We start from the raw sequence: 17,527 nt of genomic DNA, 5'->3' as shown, positions 1-17,527 counted from the left end.
GAATATAAATGAAAAAATTAAAAATAAATTTAGTTTTAGGTGTCGCAGCTTTAATGGTAAGTTGCGGACCTAAACTACCTGAAATTGTAGCAACAGCAATAACCGAAACCACACCTCACGATACTGATGATCCTGCGATTTGGGTGAATAAAGCCAATCCGGAGCAAAGCATTGTGTTTGGTACCGATAAGGATGAGGTTAATGGTGGTGTGTATGCCTTTAATCTTGACGGAAAAATAATTCCAGAGAAAAGTCTAACAGGAGTGAGTTACCCGAATAATGTGGATGTAGAATATGGTTTTAAATTAAACGATTCTACACAAACCGACATTATGATATTCACTGAAAGGGAAAAGCACCAGGTTCGTGTGTATTCGGTGCCAGACATGACCCCTTTAGATAACGGTGGTTTTAAAGTATTCGCCGATGAAACTGATGTGGAGATGAAACGACCAATGGGCGTTTCAATTTATAAAAATCCGAAAAGTGGAGCTATTTCCTTTTTTGTAAGTCGAAAAGTAGGACCAACCGAAGGGTATTTATATCAATACGAATTGTTGTCTGATTCATTAGGTGTAAAAGCAAACTTGCTTAGAAAAGTAGGAACTTTTAGCGGACAAAAAGAAATTGAAGCCATTGCTGTTGATGATGCTTCAGGATATGTGTATTATTCTGATGAAGGTGTTGGGATTAGAAAATACCATGCCAATCCAGAAGATGGTAATGCCGAAATCAGTTTGTTTGGAGGCGAGCACTTTAAGTCAGATATTGAAGGGATTGCTATTGCAAATTACATGGATAAAGGGTTTTTAATTGTGTCAAACCAGCAAGCACATACCTTTAACGTGTTCGATTTAAAAACCAACGCTTTTATAAAAGCTATTAATTTAGGAACAGTAGAAACCGATGGTTGCGATGTAACCACAGTAGCTTTAGGGAGCAAGTACCCAAACGGGCTGTTTGTTTCTATGAGCGATAACAAAACATTTTTATTTCACGACTTAGGTTTACTTAAGTTAGTTGATTAGTTAGTTTTTTTGAATGTAAAGCCTTCCTTTAAACAGGAAGGCTTTTTTTATTGATTTTTTCGGAAGAATTGATTAATTTAATGCAAGTTAAATTAGTTATTTCTCTTAAAATTCAAGCTTATGCATCTTCCGTTTAGATCTGAAATCAGAAATTCCCCAAAGCAACAAACCATTAAAATTTATTTAGGTGATGAATCTTTAGATGAAAAGATAAAAACACATCTTGAACATTTTAATGAAATCGATTTTATAGAAATAAGAGAAACTGTTGAGCAAAATCGGTCGAATGAAAATATTACGGTATTCCTTAAAGATGATGTAGATATAGTTAAGATGCAAAAGGCAATAGATTCCAGTTTATGGTGGTATTTCGAAGATGATGTGGTTGATGAATAGTTGCGCAATAGCGATTGCAGCGGCATCCTTTTCTGAGAGGCTGAAATACATTCAGTACGAAGAAAAGATATAGCGGAAAGCGCGGTGCTTTAGCAATTGCCCAAAATAAAAAATCCCAAGCCTTGAAACTTGGGATTTTGTGTATAATGATATAATAAAACCACACTTCGACAAGCTCAGTGTGACAAATTAATTTTAGTATCTGTAGTGTTCAGGTTTGTAAGGCCCTTCAACAGTTACACCAATGTATTTAGCTTGTTCATCGCTAAGCTCGGTAAGCTCCACACCAATTTTAGCTAAGTGTAATTTGGCAACTTTTTCGTCTAAGTGCTTAGGTAACATGTAAACTTCGTTTCCGTAAGCTTCGGCATTAGTCCAAAGTTCGATTTGAGCTAAAGTCTGGTTTGTGAATGAGTTACTCATTACAAAACTTGGGTGACCTGTAGCACATCCTAAGTTTACTAAACGACCTTCAGCTAAGATGATGATATCATTCCCATCAACGTTGTATTTATCAACCTGAGGTTTGATTTCTACTTTCGTGTTTCCGTAGTTTTGGTTTAACCAAGCCATTTGGATTTCGTTATCGAAGTGTCCAATGTTACAAACGATGGTTTTATCTTTCATTGCTTTAAAGTGCTCAGCTCTAACGATGTCTTTATTTCCTGTTGTTGTGATGATGATATCCGCATTTCCAACTACAGTTTCTAATTTTTTAACTTCGTAACCGTCCATAGCAGCTTGTAATGCACAAATTGGGTCGATTTCTGTTACGGTAACAATACTCCCTGCACCTTTAAATGAAGCTGCAGTTCCTTTACCAACATCGCCATAACCACAAACTACAACGCGTTTTCCGGCTAGCATCACATCCGTAGCACGACGAATAGCATCTACTGCACTTTCTTTACATCCGTATTTGTTATCGAATTTCGATTTAGTAACCGAATCGTTTACGTTAATCGCCGGCATTGGTAATGTTCCATTTTGTACACGCTCGTAAAGTCTGTGAACACCTGTAGTGGTTTCTTCAGATAAACCTTTAATTCCAGCAGCTAACTCTGGGTATTTATCTAAAACCATATTGGTTAAATCACCACCATCATCAAGAATCATGTTTAATGGTTTTCTGTCTTCACCAAAGAATAAAGTTTGCTCGATACACCAGTCGAATTCCTCTTCGTTCATACCTTTCCATGCATAAACAGCAGTTCCGGCAGCAGCAATTGCAGCAGCAGCCTGATCTTGAGTTGAGAAAATATTACAAGAACTCCAGGTTACTTCGGCACCTAAAGCCTGTAACGTTTCAATTAATACAGCCGTTTGAATAGTCATGTGTAAACATCCGGCAATACGAGCACCTTTTAAAGGTTGAGAAGCACCATACTCCTCACGTAAACTCATTAATCCCGGCATTTCAGCTTCGGCTAATTCTATTTCTTTTCTACCCCAGTCTGCAAGCGACATATCTTTTACTTTATGTGCTACGTAAGGAATTGTTTTTGTACTCATATTAATCTTTGTTTTGTTTTTAAAACTAAACATTCTTGTGGTTAAAACATAAATAGTTAAATTCGCCTGTCAAGAATGTAAAATTGCCTTAGGCGGTGCAAAGATAACCATAACTTTTAGAATATTAAATGCCTCTTTATAAAACCATTACTCCAAATTCACAAACTACTGTTAAAATCTGGAAAATAACAGAGTCTTTTGATGATTTAATGCAGGGATTAGCCTTAAAACCAGAAAGTTTGAATCGGGTTTTAGGGATGAAAAGTGAATTGCATCAGCGCGGATTTTTAAGTGTGAGGCATCTTTTAAGGGAGTTTGGTTATAACGATTCTGATTTGTTTTACGATGAAAATGGCAAGCCGCATTTAAAAGATGGTAAACAAATATCTATTACGCATTCCTTTAATTTTTCGGCGGTGATTGTTAGTGATGGTATTATTGGAATTGATATTGAAAAACAAAGGGAAAAAATTCAGTTGATTGCTCATAAATTTATTGATTACGAGTACAATTATTTAGATGAAAACGCCGAAGATTACATTAATAAGCTTACTATAATTTGGTGTGTAAAAGAATCACTTTATAAGCTTTTTGCAACGCCGGGATTGAGTTTTAAACAACACTGTTTAATGATTCCAGCTTCTGATAATGCCAGCGAAACCATTGCCTGGATTGATTATGAAGATAAAAAATACAGATATAACGTTCAGTTTTTAGAGTTTGAAGGTTTTACCTGTGCTTATGCCATGGCCTAAATGAAAACGGTATATAAAGACATAATCACGGCTATTGATTCTGGTAAAAAGTTATTAGCTGTTTTAATTGATCCTGATAAGTTTGCTGTTGAATCTGTTCCGGAGTTCATTACAAAGGTAAATGCTTCGGTAGCGACGCATATTTTTGTAGGTGGAAGTGCCGTTGAAGATGACGCGACTCATATTTTGGTTGAAGCTATAAAAACATACACATCATTACCTGTGGTTTTATTTCCTGGAGATGTCACACAAATTACCGAAAAGGCTGATGCCTTGTTGTTTTTAAGTCTCATTTCAGGTAGGAATCCTGAATACCTTATTGGGAAACATGTCGCATCTGTTTCAAAACTCCATGGTTTAGATTTGGAAGTCATTCCAACGGGTTATTTACTTATTGAAAATGGCAAAGAAACGGCAGTTCAACGCGTAACAGAAACCAATCCCATGCTCAGAGCTGATATTCAAAAAATTGTTGATACAGCCAAAGCAGGTGAGCTTCTCGGAATGAAATTAATCTATCTGGAAGCTGGTAGCGGAGCAGTGCATCCGATAACTTCTGAAATTATAACTTCAGTTAAAACTGAATTGAATATACCTTTAATCGTTGGTGGAGGCATTCGAAGCAAAGAACAATTACAATTGGCATACAACTCAGGAGCCGATATGGTTGTTATTGGTACCGCTTTAGAAGAAGATGAATCTTTTTTCAATAATGTAGCTATTTCTTAGGCCTTTTTACAATCTCTATATTCGGTGTTTTTGGTTTTTTCATACCGTGACCCAGATAAAAACTTGTATGTGCTGGCTGATTGTAGCCTACATTTTGCCAGGCGATGCTAACGCGGTACAGCGGGTCGTGCATTAGGGTAAAAATGCGATGCTCCGTTGGGAAGGGTGTTGAAAAGATGACTAGCTCGGTGTTATCTTCATTTCTCCAGATGACTTCTTCACGCCAGTCTCCTAAGATATCGGCAATTAAACAGGGGTTCGATTTGGTCCAGTTATTACTTCTTAAACGCATGCCATCATAATCGTAAGCTTTTAGAAGCATATCGGTAGTTTTAGTTTCGTAATTCCATTTGGTGATGACTGTTTTATCAACAATTTCACGTAACAAATCACCATCCCACCAACCAAACATATTCCAGCTGGCACCACGACGTCCGGCGGTTGGATAAGTTTTATAAATAACGTCGCCTTTCACATTATGAATTCCCGAACCATTTGAAGCCCAGCTTTCAGTACCTAAATAATTAGGGTCAATATCAGCTGTAACACCACGACCAAAATCGCCTGTACCTTTAACGCTCCATAATACTTCTCCGGTTTTCGGATCTCTAAAATCGATGGCGGGAATAGTTGTGCCATTGGCTTCTTCATGACACATAAAATATTCAAGTCCTTTGCGCGTTGGATCGAAATCACCCAGATGAGCAGCATCACCATGACCAAATTCTGTAGAGTATAAACCTGTGCCATCATGATCTATAGCACAAGAACCAAATTGAATTTCATCGAAGCCATCGCCGTCTAAATCGCCAACGGCTAAATTATGATTACCTTGACCAAAATAGGCTTCATTGCCTTTAGTATTCGTGTCGAAAATCCAGCGGGTTTTTAATTTTTTGTTTTTAAAATCGTAGGCAGCAATAACGATGCGCGTATAATATCCGCGAGTAAAAATTATCGACGGGTGTTTCCCATCCAGATAAGCTACGCAGGCTAAAAACCGATCCACACGATTTCCATAGCGGTCGCCCCATTCGGCTATATTACCACGTGGAGGAATGTAAGGTTCGGTTGTAATAAATTCACCAGTTTCGCCTGAAAATACACTTAAATATTCTGGGCCTTGTAAAATATAGCCTCTTTCGTTGCGGTAATCGGCATCAGCTTGTCCTAATATGTTTCCTTTGCCATCTGTAGTTCCATCAGCGGTTTTGCATGCAATTTCAGCTTTTCCATCACTATCTAAATCATATACCATAAATTGTGTGTAGTGCGCACCAGATCTAATGTTTTTTCCTAAATCAATAGTCCATAAAATAGTGCCATCAAATTCAATACCTTGTAAAAAGGTGTTTCCAGTGTATCCTCGATGGGAATTGTCGTGTGAATTTGTGGGTTCCCATTTTAATACAATTTCATATTGGCCATCGCCATCTAAATCGCCAACAGAGGCGTCGTTGGCTGTGTATTTGTATTCGCGTCCATCAGGTGAAATGCCGCCTTTTGGAGCAGTTATCGGAATCATTTTGTAAATATCGTTCCAAGCAGCTACGGGTTTAGATTTTTCTTGTTCCTTTCCGTTAATTATAGCCGAAATGCTATAGGCTTCAGAAGAGGGTGTTTTGTCAATAAAATTACTGGCACCGTAGATGGGCGTGTCGTTTAATTTTTTTGAACCACGGTAAATATTGTATGATGCGTTTTCAAATTCGGATGCCAAAATGCGCCAACTTATCAAAACTTCATTTTCATTGGTTTTAACAGCTACAGTACCACGATCTAAATCTTCCATTTGGTTTTGCGCAAAACTGGAAATATTAAATAAAAGAAAGGTAAATATATAAGGGAGTGTAATTAAAAATTTAAGCTTTTGGAAATACCGCATTTTAATATGTTGTTTAAGTCAGTTGTTTGGTTTATAGTTGGTTGTATTTTTGTTTAAGACTAAATAAATCAAGAATAGTTTAATGATTAGACTTAGCTTTTAATCAAATCTATATTTTACATAAAATTAGTCTGTCCTGTGGTATCCTGAATAGTAATTTTTCTCTTGAGATAAAAGGTCTTACTTTTAAGGTCTTAAAAAATAACTTATGAAAATATCAGTTGAACTTACAATAACCCCATTACACGACGATTACGAACCTGCAATTATTCATTTTATAAAAAAATTAAGAGCTTCAAATCTTACAGTTTTAGAAAATCCTTTAAGTACGCAAGTTTATGGTGATTACGACGAGGTGATGCGTGTTTTAACTTTAGAAATTAAAGAAGCATTTGAACTTATAGAGCGTGGTTTGCTGTATATGAAAATTGTAAAATCTGATCGTCACGATTATGAGCCACATTTTTAATTGGTTGTTTTCGCAATATCAAGGTGTCGAAACTCATTTAATTGTACTTGAATTACTTGGTGTTTTTTTTGGGTTTTTAAGTGTCTGGTATTCCAAGCAGGAAAACATTCTAGTTTATCCAACCGGGATTGTAAGTACCGCGATTTTTGTGTATATTTTATGGGTGTTTAGCCTTTTGGGCGATATGCTAATAAATGCTTATTATTTTTTAATGAGTATTTATGGCTGGTATTACTGGACACGAAAGGATGGAGATAATCACCAAGTTCCTATAACAAAAATGACCAAAAAGGAACATATGTGGAGTGTCGCTATTTTTGTGTTTACCATGTTGTTCGTAGTTGTTGTTTATGTCATTAGCGATAAATTTGATAACTGGACGGCTTATGTTGATACTATTACAACAGCCATATTTTTTGTGGGAATGTGGCTTATGGCTAAAAAGAAATTAGAAAACTGGACGTATTGGATTATCGGTGATATTATTTCGGGGCCTTTGTATTTTTATAAAGGACTCATTTTTACATCATTTCAATATTTGTTATTTACCGTAATTGCCATTTATGGATATAAAGCATGGAAGAAGACTTTAAGCAACAGCCAAGTAGCTGCATAAAAATAGTTTTATTCGGTCCTGAATCTACCGGGAAAACCACCTTGTCTAGACAATTGGCTCGGTATTATAATTCGGTTTGGGTACCTGAATACGCCAGAGAATATCTGCAAAATAAATGGAATAACGAACGTAAAACCTGTGAGCCGGAAGATTTATTGCCAATAGCCAAAGGACAAATAAAATTAGAAAATAAATTAGCTAAAAAAGTAGACGATATCTTAATCTGTGATACTGATTTGCTGGAAACTAAGGTGTATTCTGAAGCGTATTATTTGGGTTATTGTGACCCAGTTTTAGAAAAATATGCATTGGAAAACACTTACAGTTTATATTTTTTAACTAATATTGATATTCCGTGGGAAGCCGACGATTTGAGGGATAAGCCAAACGACAGGGAGGCAATGTTTGAAGCTTTTCATAATGCTTTAGTGAAGTATAAGCGACCTTTTGTGCTACTTAGCGGTAGTAAAAAGGAGCGCTTGGAAACAGCAGTAAAGCATATTGATAAACTATTGAAAAAGAAAAATTAATGATTGCAGAAAAAGAGGTGATGTTTACCGATAAGGATATCCGTCAAATTGAAAGTCATGGTCTTACCCAAGATAAAGTTATTGACCAAATTGAGTGTATTAAATCTGGAATGGAGTACTCAAATTTGGTTGAAGCTGCTACCGTTAATAAAGGTGTTTTAAAGTTTGATAAACATGACATGCAACAATACGTTGATTTGTACAACAGTAAGTTGGATGTTTTAAATGTCGTGAAATTTGTGCCGGCATCTGGAGCTGCAACCCGAATGTTTAAATTTATCTATCAGTTTTTAAAAGACTATCATGAGGATGAAGAACGTTTGGGGCATTATTTAAAAACACATAAAAACTTTTGGGTATTTGTTAATGGTTTAGAAAAGTTACCTTTTTTCGAGAATGTTGTTTCTAGAATTTCAAATTATTCAGATTTAGCAGTAGAGGAAAAATATATAGCTTTCGTAAAAGTTATGTTGGCTGATGATGGTTTAAATTGTAGTGCTTGCCCAAAAGGACTGTTGCCGTTTCATAAATATAATGATGAGGTATTAACGGCCTTTCATGAGCATTTGTTAGAGTCTACCTTGTATGCCTCTTCAAATAATATTTCGAATTTGCATTTTACTATTTCTGAAGGACATACTGAAAAATTTCAGGAAGAGTTAAAAAATGTTCAACAAAAGGTACAAGATAAAACCGGCACTAAATTTAACGTCTCGTTTTCTTATCAAAGTAAATCGACCGATACCATTGCCATAAAATCTAATAACGAATTATATCGAACTCCGGAAGGAAATTTATTGTTCAGACCGGCAGGTCATGGGGCTTTGTTAGAGAATTTAAATAGGCTTGACGCAGATTTAATTTTTATAAAAAACATTGATAATATTGTTATTTTAGAACAAAATAGAAAGCAGAGCGAATATAAAAAGTTATTAGCAGGAGTTTTGTTAGATGCTCAGGAAAAAGCTTTTCAGTATTTAAATGAATTAGATAAAGAAATGGTTTCGGAAAGAAAATTATTGGAAATAGCTATGTTTTTAACGCATAGAATGAATTTAAGATTAGATGCCGAATTCGATGATTTTAGTTTTAATGAGAAAGTTTCATATTTATATAAAAAATTAAACCGACCAATTCGTGTTTGCGGAATGGTTAAAAATGAAGGTGAACCTGGAGGAGGACCGTTTTGGGTAAAAGATTCGGAAGGGCATGTGTCTTTACAAATTATAGAGTTTGCTCAAATTAACGTGGAAGATAAATCTCAAAAAGCTATCGTAAAACATGCCACGCATTTTAATCCGACAGATTTGGTTTGTGGAACAAAAGATTATAAGGGCAATAAGTTTAATCTTCATGATTTTGTAGATCCTAAAGCTGCTTTTATAACTATTAAATCTCAAAACGGAACGGATATTAAAGCATTGGAATTACCTGGTTTATGGAATGGAAGTATGGCCGATTGGAATTCTATTTTTGTAGAAGTGCCTTTGTCAACATTTAACCCGGTTAAAACGGTTAACGATTTGTTGAAACCGGCACATCAAGTACTGTAATGTATAATAAAGAAGCTTTAATACAAGAATTAAATTTCAAAGCAATTAGAAGTTCTGGTTCTGGTGGGCAACATGTCAATAAAGTTTCTTCAAAAGTTGAGTTAAGTTTTAGTCTTAATGATTCGGTTGTTTTTGATGATATTCAGAAAACTAGACTTGAAAAAAAACTTCAAAATAGATTGACTAACGATGGTGTTTTAATCCTTCAATGTGGAGAAAGCCGAAGTCAGCATAAAAATAAAGAACTTGTTATAAAGCGTTTTCTTGATATGATGGAAAACGTTTTGATAGTTCAAAAGAAGCGTGTGCCGACTAAAATTCCTAAATCTGTAATTAGAAAACGCATAAAAAGTAAGAGGAATCAGTCTTTAAAAAAGGAAAATAGAAAAAAGCCAGATTTAGACTAAATAATCCGAAATTGCTTATTACCTTTGCGCCGTTCTCATAAAGGGGTGCCTATATCGGCTGAGATCATACCCATTGAACCTAGAACAGGTAATGCTGTTTAGGGAGGCGAAGAATCGCTGTTTGGATAAATTTATTTATCAAATTATTTAATCAAAATTAGTTAAGAATAATAACCTCTTTTTATTCGATTATAAAGTCATAATCGTAATGAAACATTTATTTATTGTTTTAACTACTTTGGTATTAGCTATTCAGGTTAATGCCCAAGAACAACAACAAGATTCAACTCAGGTTGAAAAATTAGATGAAGTTTTGCTCTCTGCAACCCGCGCAAAAGATAAAACACCGGTTGCCTTCACTAACATATCTAAAGAAGAACTGGAGTCGACCAATTTGGGTCAGGATTTACCTATTTTATTAGACCAGTTGCCATCTGTTGTTACAACTTCTGATGCCGGAGCAGGTGTAGGGTATACAGGTATTCGTGTTCGAGGTACCGATGCAACTCGCGTAAATGTAACCATAAACGGTATTCCGTATAATGATGCTGAAAGTCAGGGGACATTTTGGGTAAATATGCCTGATTTTGTGAGTTCTGTTGAAGATATTCAGTTGCAACGTGGCGTAGGAACCAGTACCAATGGTTCTGGAGCATTTGGAGCAAGTTTAAACTTAAAAACTCTTAATCCTTCAACCGAAGGTTACGCAACAACCACAAATGTAGTAGGATCTTACGGCACACGTAAGCATAATATCAGTTTAGGATCTGGATTAAAAAATGGGTTTTATGCGGAAGGTCGACTATCTAAAATTATGAGTGATGGTTATATTGATCGTGCGTCTTCCGATTTATCATCATATTATGTTGAAGGAGGATTTTTAGATGAAAAAACATCGGTTAAAGCAATCGTTTTTGGAGGAAAAGAAAAAACGTATCAGTCTTGGTATGGTACGCCAGAAGCCGTTGTAAAAGGTGATTTACAAGGTATTCAGGATTTTGTCGATAGAAATTATTCTTCGGAAGCTGAAGCTGAAAATCTATTGAATTCAGGCCGTACGTATAACTATTATACTTACGATAACGAGATTGATCATTACGAGCAAACTCATTATCAATTGCATGTATCGCATCAGTTTAATACTCATTTTTCAGCAAACCTTTCGGGGAATTATACACGCGGGAAAGGCTATTTTGAACAATATAAAGATGGTGAGGAAGTAGGTGATTATTTTCCTGAAAGTGCCGATGCCAGTGAAGAAGGCGAAGTTATTAGACGCCGTTGGTTAGATAATGATTTTTATGCAATCGTGTCTTCTTTCAACTATAAAAAAGATAATCTAAATGTATATTTAGGGGGAGGATATAATAAGTATGATGGCGACCATTTTGGTGAATTAATATGGGATTCGTTTCCGGTTTCTGTGCCAATTCGAACAGATTACTATACTAGTGTAGGAGAGAAAAATGATTACAATGCGTATTTAAAAGCTGAATATACTTTAAATTATACATGGTTTTTATTTGCCGATATACAGTATAGAGGTGTAGATTATAAGTCTAACGGATTGAGTTCAGATTTAATCCCAATTGATGTTTCAGAAACTTATAATTTCTTCAATCCAAAAGCAGGGGTAACATATACTATTGATAATTATAATTCGGTTTACGGGTCGTTAGCCATTGCCAATAGAGAACCAAATCGCGACGATTTAACAAAGAATCCTGTATTGCCACAACCAGAACGTTTATACGATTACGAGTTTGGTTATAAGTTAAAAACACCAAAGTATTATGCGACTGCTAATCTGTATTATATGGATTATAAAGATCAATTGGTGTTAACAGGCGATTTAGATAATGTTGGAGACCCCATTCGTGAAAATGTAAAGGAAAGTTTCAGAGCAGGTGTAGAATTACAGGCGGGTTATAAATTTTCAGATATGCTACGAGTTGATGCCAATGCGACTTTCAGTCAAAACAAAATTAAAAATTTCGACTACGTGGTTTACGATGCCCAGTACGACCCGAATACTTGGGAAACCGTGTCTTACGATGCTATTACAACATCTTATGAAGATACCGACATTTCATTTTCACCAAACGTTGTTGCCGGAGGAGCTGTTCGTTTTACACCTTTAGAAAATTTAAATCTGGCGTTTATTTCAAAATATGTAGGCAAGCAGTATTTAGATAATACTTCAAGTGACGCTAAGAGTATGGAGGCATATTTTGTAAATAATTTTAATGCGACTTTTAAGATACAGCCAAACTGGATTAAAGAAGTAGCTTTTAATCTGTTAGTGAATAATATTTTCGATAACGAATATGTGTCTAATGGATATACTTATAGCTATTATTACAGACCACAAGGAAGTAATGATAATGCTATAACCGAGAATTTCTATTATCCGCAGGCAAAAATTAATTTCCTTTTAGGAATGACTTTAAAGTTTTAATGAAAGAGAAAAGTTAGAAAATGAAAACGCTCCTAACTGGGGCGTTTTTTAATTGTTGTATACTCGAATAATATACCCGGAAACTTCAACATTATAACGTAATAAAGTATATTGTCCGGTAGTACCTTCGGCCATGTTTCCTGTTAGAATATCATAGGAGTTGTCATCATTGCAAGTGCATGAAGCAATAATCCCATCAATCGTTAATTTGGAGCAAGTGCTTAAAGCGTGATTAGGGTCCGATAATTCAAAGGCATTATAAATGTCACCTCCAGCATAAAACAATACCACACCATTTATGCCATAACCTTCTAAAATCACATAATTCCCCGGTAGTTGAAGTTTGTTGTATTGCGGTAATCTGGTGTCGATAAAGTTGTTTGTGTTAAACTTGTAGTCCGGTAAATAAGGGTTTTTTATAATATCGTCGTTACTGCAAGACACGATTAAAAAAAGGGTAAGGATGTATAAAAGAGGCTTCATAAAATTCGCAAAATATTCTACCGCAATTTACAACAAAAAGGAAATTGAGATAAATATTTTGTATATTTGTTACTCAATCTCGTGAAAACGAGATTTTTTTTATGCAGAAAATCGATAGACATGTTTTCGGCATTTTTAATTATTAAATGAATGAAGTTATGAGTAAAGTATCGTACTATACACCGGAAGGATTAAAGAAATTAAGAGACGAATTAAAACAACTAAAAGATATAGAACGCCCAAAAGCATCACAGGCTATTGCCGATGCCAGAGATAAAGGAGATTTAAGTGAGAATGCAGAATACGACGCTGCGAAAGAAGCTCAGGGTTTATTGGAAATGAAGATTTCTAAACTTGAAGAAGTACTTTCTAATGCCCGTATTATTGATGAGTCGCAATTAGATACCTCTAAAGTTTTGGTATTATCTAAAGTGAAAATAAAAAACCAAACCAACGGTATGGAAGTGGTATATACTTTAGTGGCTGAAAGTGAAGCAAATTTAGCAGCGGGTAAAATTTCTGTAAATTCACCTATAGGTAAAGGATTATTAGGGAAATCTGTTGGTGATATTGCTGAAATTCAGGTTCCTAATGGCGTGATGAAATTTGATATTATCGAAATTTCAAGATAAATAATAATAAAATACAATGTTTTTAAAAGATTCCTGTCTTAACTTAGTCAGGAATCTTTTAAATTTATAATCTCTCATTTTTAATATTATGGCTTCAATTTTTACTAAAATAGTTAATGGAGAAATTCCTTGTTATAAAATTGCTGAGACTGATGAGTTTTTAGCATTTTTAGATGTTAATCCAAATGCTTCAGGACATACACTTTGTATTCCTAAAAAGGAAGTTGATAAAATTTTCGATTTAGATGAAGCGACCTACACGGGATTAATGCAGTTTTCAAGAAAGGTAGCGATTGCTATCGAGAAATCTATTCCTTGTAAACGAGTAGGTGTTACTGTTATTGGTTTAGAAGTGCCTCACGTTCACGTACACTTAATACCATTATCAACCATGGAAGATGCGCGTTTTATTAAAAAAGTATCGCACTCCCAAGAGGAGTTTGAGGCTGTAGCAGAAAAAATTAAGGCAGCTTTATAATACGCTATATATTATAACTGCGGTTATACACAATGCAATAAATACACCTGAAGTAATGGCAAGCCACGTCGCCTTTTTAAAATGTGTCGAGGCTTGTTTAGGGTTAAATCCTCTTTTGTGATATTCAAACACACGCTCAATATCTTCGGTCCATTTTACGGGGTAAATATGCGTATTACAAGTTAAGCAATCCATTTCGTATTTAATATCAGAAGTAATTTTTTTATAGAAGTTGGTTTCTATAAACTTTTGCTTAAAGGTAAGTTTTAAGCCTTCTTTACTGTAACATTCCGGGCAATTGTTGTTAAGATCAACAGCTTTAATTTTGATATAGTGTTCTGCCATAGCCTAAGCGCGTTTAAGAGTTATTTGTATGGTTGTGCCTTTATCTTTTTCAGAGTGTAAAACTTTAATCTTGCCATCATGAAAGTCTTCAATAATACGTTTGGTTAGCGATAAGCCTAATCCCCAGCCACGTTTTTTAGTGGTATATCCTGGTTCAAAAATTTTATTAAAGTCTTTCTTGGCGATACCTTTTCCGGTATCGGTAACATTAATTTTTACGGTGCTATCAATCTCAACAATCTCAACAATTAGTTTACCTCTGCCTTTCATGGCGTCAATGGCATTTTTAACCAGGTTCTCAATGGCCCAACTGTAAAGTTGTTTGTTCAAATTTACTAAAATGCCACTTTCGGGCATAACAATTTCAAAGTCAATTAGTTTAGAAGCACGCGCTTTTAAATAATCGTAAGAATCTAGGGTCTCTTTTTTAATATCTGCTAATTCTAAGGTAGGAATTGAACCAATTTTGCTAAAGCGTTCTGTTATAGTTTGTAAGCGGTCTATATCTTTTTCAATTTCAGAGATATAACTTGGATTTACATTTTCAGATTTTAATATTTCTGTCCATCCTATTAAAGAGGATAATGGCGTACCGATTTGATGTGCAGTTTCTTTAGCCATACCCGACCATAGTTTATTTTGAGTTGCATTTTTAGTGCTTCGGTAGAAAAAGAAAATCACAGCGCCAAATAAAAACACAATCAATAATAAAGCTAATGGATAATATTTAAGTTTATTTAAAAGTGGGGAGTTGCCATAGTAAATAGTGCTGGCAATGGTATTGCCTAATTTTACAGGAATGGGGCGGTTTTCTTCAGCAAATTTGGCAATTAATTTTTGTACGTATAGTGAATCCTGAATTTTGGTCTCATCTAAATTTTTAAAACTGTTTAAGCTGCCATCTTCATTAATAACCAGCATAGGTGTAGTTTCGTTGCTGCTCATAATTTTCAGGGTGAGGTCTAGGTTCGTAGCATCGTCATCAGAATTGATAAATTCGGTCTGCGCAAAGGACCAATTTTCCATTTTGGTACGTTCTTCTTCTTTAAAATGTTGAAAAAACTCGTAGGTTTTCCACAAAATCAGGGAAACTATAATAAGAGAAGCGGCTACAATAACCCAGCGTAGTGTATTACTATATTTAGTAAAAATCATGCGTTTTTAATTAGTATCTAATATAATGCAAATCTGTTAATATTATTGTTTAACTTGTTAGTAAATTGGTTTTTAGTTACAATTTAGATTAGTTACATTTGTTGAAACAAAACTAGATGCAGTCTATAGATCCCAAAGAAATAAGAACCAGTTTGTTACATGGTTATTTGTTAAGTGCAGTAGCGCCAAGACCTATAGCTTTTGCCAGTACAGTTGATGCCGAAGGGCGTATAAATTTATCACCATTTAGTTTTTTTAATGTATTTAGCTCTAATCCGCCAATACTTGTTTTTTCACCATCGCGTCGTGTTAAAGACAATACGATTAAGCATACATTAAAGAATATTGAGGCGACTCGCGAAGTTGTTATTAACACTGTTAATTACGATATGGTACATCAAATGTCGTTATCGAGTTCAGATTTTCCTGAAGGCGTTAACGAATTTGAAAAATCAGGGTTAACCATGTTAAAGTCTGATATTGTTAAACCATTTCGTGTAGCCGAATCGCCGGTGCAAATGGAATGTAAGGTGAACGATATTATCGCTTTGGGAACTGAAGGTGGCGCCGGGAATTTAATTATCTGTGAGGTTGTAAAACTTCATATTGATGAAGACGTTCTAGATAAAGACGGACACGTTATTCAGGAGAAATTAGATTTGGTTGCCAGAGCCGGAGGGAGTTATTATACCAGAGCAAACAAAGGTTTTTTTGAAATTCCGAAGCCTATTTCAACTGTAGGAATAGGAGTGGATAGTTTTCCGGAGGAGATTAAAAACAGCATGGTTTTAACAGGCAACGATTTGGGAATGTTGGGTAATGTAGAGGCTTTGCCAAGTAACGAAGACGTGACGGCGTTTGTAACGGATTTAGGCGAGCGTTATCCGAATATAAAAACAGCCTCGCACCGTGAAAAACATAAACTGGCTAAGAAATATTTGAGTTATGGTGATGTGGATAGTGCCTGGAAAATATTATTAAGTTAAGTAAATAAAGTATAAATCTGAATAAATAGTAATACATGGAAGTTCAAGGAAGAATTAAAATGATTGGTGAAACTCAATCTTTTGGAAGTAATGGTTTTAGAAAAAGAGAAGTTGTTGTAACTACTGAAGAGCAGTATCCACAACACATTATGGTTGAGTTCGTACAGGATAAAACTGATTTATTAAACAGTTACCAGGTTGGACAACAGGTAAAAGTTAGTATTAACTTACGTGGTAGAGAATGGGTAAACCCACAAGGAGAAACGAAATATTTCAACACTATTCAAGGGTGGAGAATTGAAGCAGTTCAAGCGGGAGCTTCAGGAGATAATTTACCACCGGTACCTCCAATGGATGCTTTTGAACCAGCAGGAAGTTTAAATGAAGATGATCACGACGATTTACCGTTCTAAGTCGTTGTTATAAATTTTAAGAAACCTCAATATTAAATAATGTTGAGGTTTTTTGTTTTAATAGAAAGACTATGCATTTTTTAACCCAAGACTTATGGTTTCCCGATTATAGCGAAGCCAGTGCTGATGGCTTATTAGCTATTGGAGGAGATTTGTCGGTAGAGCGTTTGTTGTTTGCTTACGAGTACGGTATTTTTCCTTGGTACAGTCAGGATGAGCCCATTTTATGGTGGTCTCCCGACCCGCGTTTTGTGTTGTTTCCTGAAAAATTAAAGGTTTCAAAAAGCATGCGTCAGGTACTTCGAAATAAAAAGTTTAATGTTACCATTAATAAGGAGTTTAAAACGGTCATGCAATCCTGTTCTAGTATAAAACGGGAAGGACAGGACGAGACTTGGATAACCAACAATATGATTGAAGCCTATGTTAAACTATATGAATTAGGCTATGCAAAGTCGATAGAGGTATGGCAGGATGATAAACTGGTTGGTGGTTTGTATGGTGTCGATTTAGGTAATGGTGTGTTTTGTGGTGAGAGTATGTTTTCAAAAGTGAGTAATGCCAGTAAGGTTGGGTTTATCACTTTTGTTCAGCATAGTAATTATAAATTAATAGATTGTCAGGTGCATACTAATCATCTCGAAAGTCTTGGAGCAGAAGAAATTTCTAGAGCTGAATTTTTAGAATATTTATAATA

Annotated in this window: 20 protein-coding genes; 15 read left to right on the top strand and 5 right to left on the bottom strand. The window is 35.2% G+C overall.

Annotated elements, in window-relative coordinates:
- The first annotated feature begins 8 nt into the window (after positions 1–8).
- Both NO995_RS04665 and NO995_RS04660 read left to right on the top strand, forming a co-directional pair.
- Positions 9–1,028 carry a phytase gene (locus NO995_RS04665; RefSeq protein WP_258226480.1) on the top strand — a complete coding sequence of 340 codons (1,020 nt, stop codon included), beginning with the start codon at positions 9–11 and terminating at the stop codon, positions 1,026–1,028.
- Positions 1,029–1,148: 120 nt separating this feature from the next.
- Positions 1,149–1,424, top strand: coding sequence for a hypothetical protein (locus NO995_RS04660; protein WP_258226479.1), 276 nt, complete (start codon positions 1,149–1,151; stop codon positions 1,422–1,424).
- Between the two features lie 195 nt (positions 1,425–1,619).
- Here NO995_RS04660 and ahcY read toward each other — a convergent pair whose 3' ends face one another.
- The gene (ahcY, locus tag NO995_RS04655) at positions 1,620–2,936 is read right to left on the bottom strand and encodes an adenosylhomocysteinase (RefSeq protein WP_258226478.1); all 1,317 of its coding nucleotides are present in this window, start codon (positions 2,934–2,936) and stop codon (positions 1,620–1,622) included.
- A 128-nt stretch (positions 2,937–3,064) separates the two neighbouring features.
- Here ahcY and NO995_RS04650 point away from each other — a divergent pair, with 128 nt between their 5' ends.
- Both NO995_RS04650 and NO995_RS04645 read left to right on the top strand, forming a co-directional pair.
- Complete coding sequence (locus NO995_RS04650; protein ID WP_258226477.1) at positions 3,065–3,691, top strand: 4'-phosphopantetheinyl transferase superfamily protein; 627 nt, start codon at positions 3,065–3,067, stop codon at positions 3,689–3,691.
- Entirely contained in the window at positions 3,692–4,420 is a 729-nt protein-coding gene (locus NO995_RS04645; RefSeq protein WP_258226476.1) for a geranylgeranylglyceryl/heptaprenylglyceryl phosphate synthase, read from the top strand. It begins immediately after the preceding gene.
- Here the strand turns inward: NO995_RS04645 and NO995_RS04640 are convergent.
- Positions 4,410–6,212, bottom strand: coding sequence for a rhamnogalacturonan lyase (locus NO995_RS04640; RefSeq protein ID WP_258226475.1), 1,803 nt, complete (start codon positions 6,210–6,212; stop codon positions 4,410–4,412). The two genes, NO995_RS04645 and NO995_RS04640, sit on opposite strands and share 11 nt — an antisense overlap.
- Before the next feature lie 301 nt (positions 6,213–6,513).
- On the opposite strand from NO995_RS04640, the gene NO995_RS04635 reads away from it, so the two are divergent.
- The 6 genes from NO995_RS04635 to NO995_RS04610 all read left to right on the top strand — a co-directional run bounded on the left by NO995_RS04635 (position 6,514) and on the right by NO995_RS04610 (position 12,338).
- A complete protein-coding gene (locus NO995_RS04635) occupies positions 6,514–6,774 on the top strand; it encodes a thiamine-binding protein (protein WP_258226474.1) in 261 nt (86 codons plus the stop codon).
- Entirely contained in the window at positions 6,758–7,390 is a 633-nt protein-coding gene (gene pnuC, locus NO995_RS04630; protein WP_258226473.1) for a nicotinamide riboside transporter PnuC, read from the top strand. The genes NO995_RS04635 and pnuC overlap by 17 nt, the downstream gene beginning before the upstream one ends.
- Positions 7,351–7,920: an ATP-binding protein gene (locus NO995_RS04625; RefSeq protein ID WP_258226472.1), complete on the top strand. Its 570-nt coding sequence runs from the start codon at positions 7,351–7,353 to the stop codon at positions 7,918–7,920. The genes pnuC and NO995_RS04625 overlap by 40 nt, the downstream gene beginning before the upstream one ends.
- Positions 7,920–9,473: a DUF4301 family protein gene (locus tag NO995_RS04620; protein ID WP_258226471.1), complete on the top strand. Its 1,554-nt coding sequence runs from the start codon at positions 7,920–7,922 to the stop codon at positions 9,471–9,473. The genes NO995_RS04625 and NO995_RS04620 overlap by 1 nt, the downstream gene beginning before the upstream one ends.
- The gene (gene arfB, locus NO995_RS04615) at positions 9,473–9,880 is read left to right on the top strand and encodes an alternative ribosome rescue aminoacyl-tRNA hydrolase ArfB (RefSeq protein ID WP_258226470.1); all 408 of its coding nucleotides are present in this window, start codon (positions 9,473–9,475) and stop codon (positions 9,878–9,880) included. The genes NO995_RS04620 and arfB overlap by 1 nt, the downstream gene beginning before the upstream one ends.
- A 208-nt stretch (positions 9,881–10,088) precedes the next feature.
- On the top strand, positions 10,089–12,338 hold the full coding sequence (locus tag NO995_RS04610; protein ID WP_258226469.1) for a TonB-dependent receptor: 2,250 nt from the start codon (positions 10,089–10,091) through the stop codon (positions 12,336–12,338).
- A 48-nt stretch (positions 12,339–12,386) separates the two neighbouring features.
- Here the strand turns inward: NO995_RS04610 and NO995_RS04605 are convergent, their stop codons facing one another.
- The gene (locus NO995_RS04605) at positions 12,387–12,821 is read right to left on the bottom strand and encodes a hypothetical protein (protein ID WP_258226468.1); all 435 of its coding nucleotides are present in this window, start codon (positions 12,819–12,821) and stop codon (positions 12,387–12,389) included.
- Between the two features lie 158 nt (positions 12,822–12,979).
- Here NO995_RS04605 and greA point away from each other — a divergent pair, with 158 nt between their 5' ends.
- Both greA and NO995_RS04595 read left to right on the top strand, forming a co-directional pair.
- Complete coding sequence (gene greA, locus NO995_RS04600) at positions 12,980–13,453, top strand: transcription elongation factor GreA (RefSeq protein ID WP_258226467.1); 474 nt, start codon at positions 12,980–12,982, stop codon at positions 13,451–13,453.
- Positions 13,454–13,541: 88 nt separating this feature from the next.
- Complete coding sequence (locus tag NO995_RS04595) at positions 13,542–13,931, top strand: HIT family protein (protein WP_258226466.1); 390 nt, start codon at positions 13,542–13,544, stop codon at positions 13,929–13,931.
- Here NO995_RS04595 and NO995_RS04590 read toward each other — a convergent pair.
- On the bottom strand, positions 13,926–14,276 hold the full coding sequence (locus NO995_RS04590) for a hypothetical protein (RefSeq protein ID WP_258226465.1): 351 nt from the start codon (positions 14,274–14,276) through the stop codon (positions 13,926–13,928). The genes NO995_RS04595 and NO995_RS04590 overlap by 6 nt on opposite strands.
- A 3-nt stretch (positions 14,277–14,279) precedes the next feature.
- On the bottom strand, positions 14,280–15,431 hold the full coding sequence (locus NO995_RS04585) for a HAMP domain-containing sensor histidine kinase (RefSeq protein ID WP_258226464.1): 1,152 nt from the start codon (positions 15,429–15,431) through the stop codon (positions 14,280–14,282).
- 116 nt (positions 15,432–15,547) lie between these two features.
- On the opposite strand from NO995_RS04585, the gene NO995_RS04580 reads away from it, so the two are divergent.
- The 3 genes from NO995_RS04580 (at position 15,548) to aat (ending at position 17,525) form a co-directional block, all read left to right on the top strand.
- Positions 15,548–16,417, top strand: a complete 870-nt coding sequence (locus tag NO995_RS04580) for a flavin reductase family protein (protein ID WP_258226463.1) — start codon at positions 15,548–15,550, stop codon at positions 16,415–16,417.
- 35 nt (positions 16,418–16,452) lie between these two features.
- Complete coding sequence (locus NO995_RS04575) at positions 16,453–16,830, top strand: DUF3127 domain-containing protein (protein WP_240572158.1); 378 nt, start codon at positions 16,453–16,455, stop codon at positions 16,828–16,830.
- Between the two features lie 71 nt (positions 16,831–16,901).
- On the top strand, positions 16,902–17,525 hold the full coding sequence (gene aat, locus NO995_RS04570) for a leucyl/phenylalanyl-tRNA--protein transferase (protein WP_258226462.1): 624 nt from the start codon (positions 16,902–16,904) through the stop codon (positions 17,523–17,525).
- The last annotated feature ends 2 nt before the right edge of the window (positions 17,526–17,527 follow it).

The organism is Aestuariibaculum sp. M13, from assembly GCF_024723255.1.
GTDB lineage: Bacteria > Bacteroidota > Bacteroidia > Flavobacteriales > Flavobacteriaceae > Aestuariibaculum > Aestuariibaculum lutulentum.
This window is presented reverse-complemented; position numbering and strand designations above follow the sequence as displayed.

Coding starts and splice junctions, on each gene's coding strand:
- NO995_RS04665 (WP_258226480.1), top strand. CDS start 9: ATGAAAAAATTAAAAATAAATTTAGTTTTAGGTGTCGCAGCTTTAATG.
- NO995_RS04660 (WP_258226479.1), top strand. CDS start 1,149: ATGCATCTTCCGTTTAGATCTGAAATCAGAAATTCCCCAAAGCAACAA.
- ahcY (WP_258226478.1), bottom strand. CDS start 2,936: ATGAGTACAAAAACAATTCCTTACGTAGCACATAAAGTAAAAGATATG.
- NO995_RS04650 (WP_258226477.1), top strand. CDS start 3,065: ATGCCTCTTTATAAAACCATTACTCCAAATTCACAAACTACTGTTAAA.
- NO995_RS04645 (WP_258226476.1), top strand. CDS start 3,692: ATGAAAACGGTATATAAAGACATAATCACGGCTATTGATTCTGGTAAA.
- NO995_RS04640 (WP_258226475.1), bottom strand. CDS start 6,212: ATGGAAGATTTAGATCGTGGTACTGTAGCTGTTAAAACCAATGAAAAT.
- NO995_RS04635 (WP_258226474.1), top strand. CDS start 6,514: ATGAAAATATCAGTTGAACTTACAATAACCCCATTACACGACGATTAC.
- pnuC (WP_258226473.1), top strand. CDS start 6,758: ATGAGCCACATTTTTAATTGGTTGTTTTCGCAATATCAAGGTGTCGAA.
- NO995_RS04625 (WP_258226472.1), top strand. CDS start 7,351: ATGGAAGAAGACTTTAAGCAACAGCCAAGTAGCTGCATAAAAATAGTT.
- NO995_RS04620 (WP_258226471.1), top strand. CDS start 7,920: ATGATTGCAGAAAAAGAGGTGATGTTTACCGATAAGGATATCCGTCAA.
- arfB (WP_258226470.1), top strand. CDS start 9,473: ATGTATAATAAAGAAGCTTTAATACAAGAATTAAATTTCAAAGCAATT.
- NO995_RS04610 (WP_258226469.1), top strand. CDS start 10,089: ATGAAACATTTATTTATTGTTTTAACTACTTTGGTATTAGCTATTCAG.
- NO995_RS04605 (WP_258226468.1), bottom strand. CDS start 12,821: ATGAAGCCTCTTTTATACATCCTTACCCTTTTTTTAATCGTGTCTTGC.
- greA (WP_258226467.1), top strand. CDS start 12,980: ATGAGTAAAGTATCGTACTATACACCGGAAGGATTAAAGAAATTAAGA.
- NO995_RS04595 (WP_258226466.1), top strand. CDS start 13,542: ATGGCTTCAATTTTTACTAAAATAGTTAATGGAGAAATTCCTTGTTAT.
- NO995_RS04590 (WP_258226465.1), bottom strand. CDS start 14,276: ATGGCAGAACACTATATCAAAATTAAAGCTGTTGATCTTAACAACAAT.
- NO995_RS04585 (WP_258226464.1), bottom strand. CDS start 15,431: ATGATTTTTACTAAATATAGTAATACACTACGCTGGGTTATTGTAGCC.
- NO995_RS04580 (WP_258226463.1), top strand. CDS start 15,548: ATGCAGTCTATAGATCCCAAAGAAATAAGAACCAGTTTGTTACATGGT.
- NO995_RS04575 (WP_240572158.1), top strand. CDS start 16,453: ATGGAAGTTCAAGGAAGAATTAAAATGATTGGTGAAACTCAATCTTTT.
- aat (WP_258226462.1), top strand. CDS start 16,902: ATGCATTTTTTAACCCAAGACTTATGGTTTCCCGATTATAGCGAAGCC.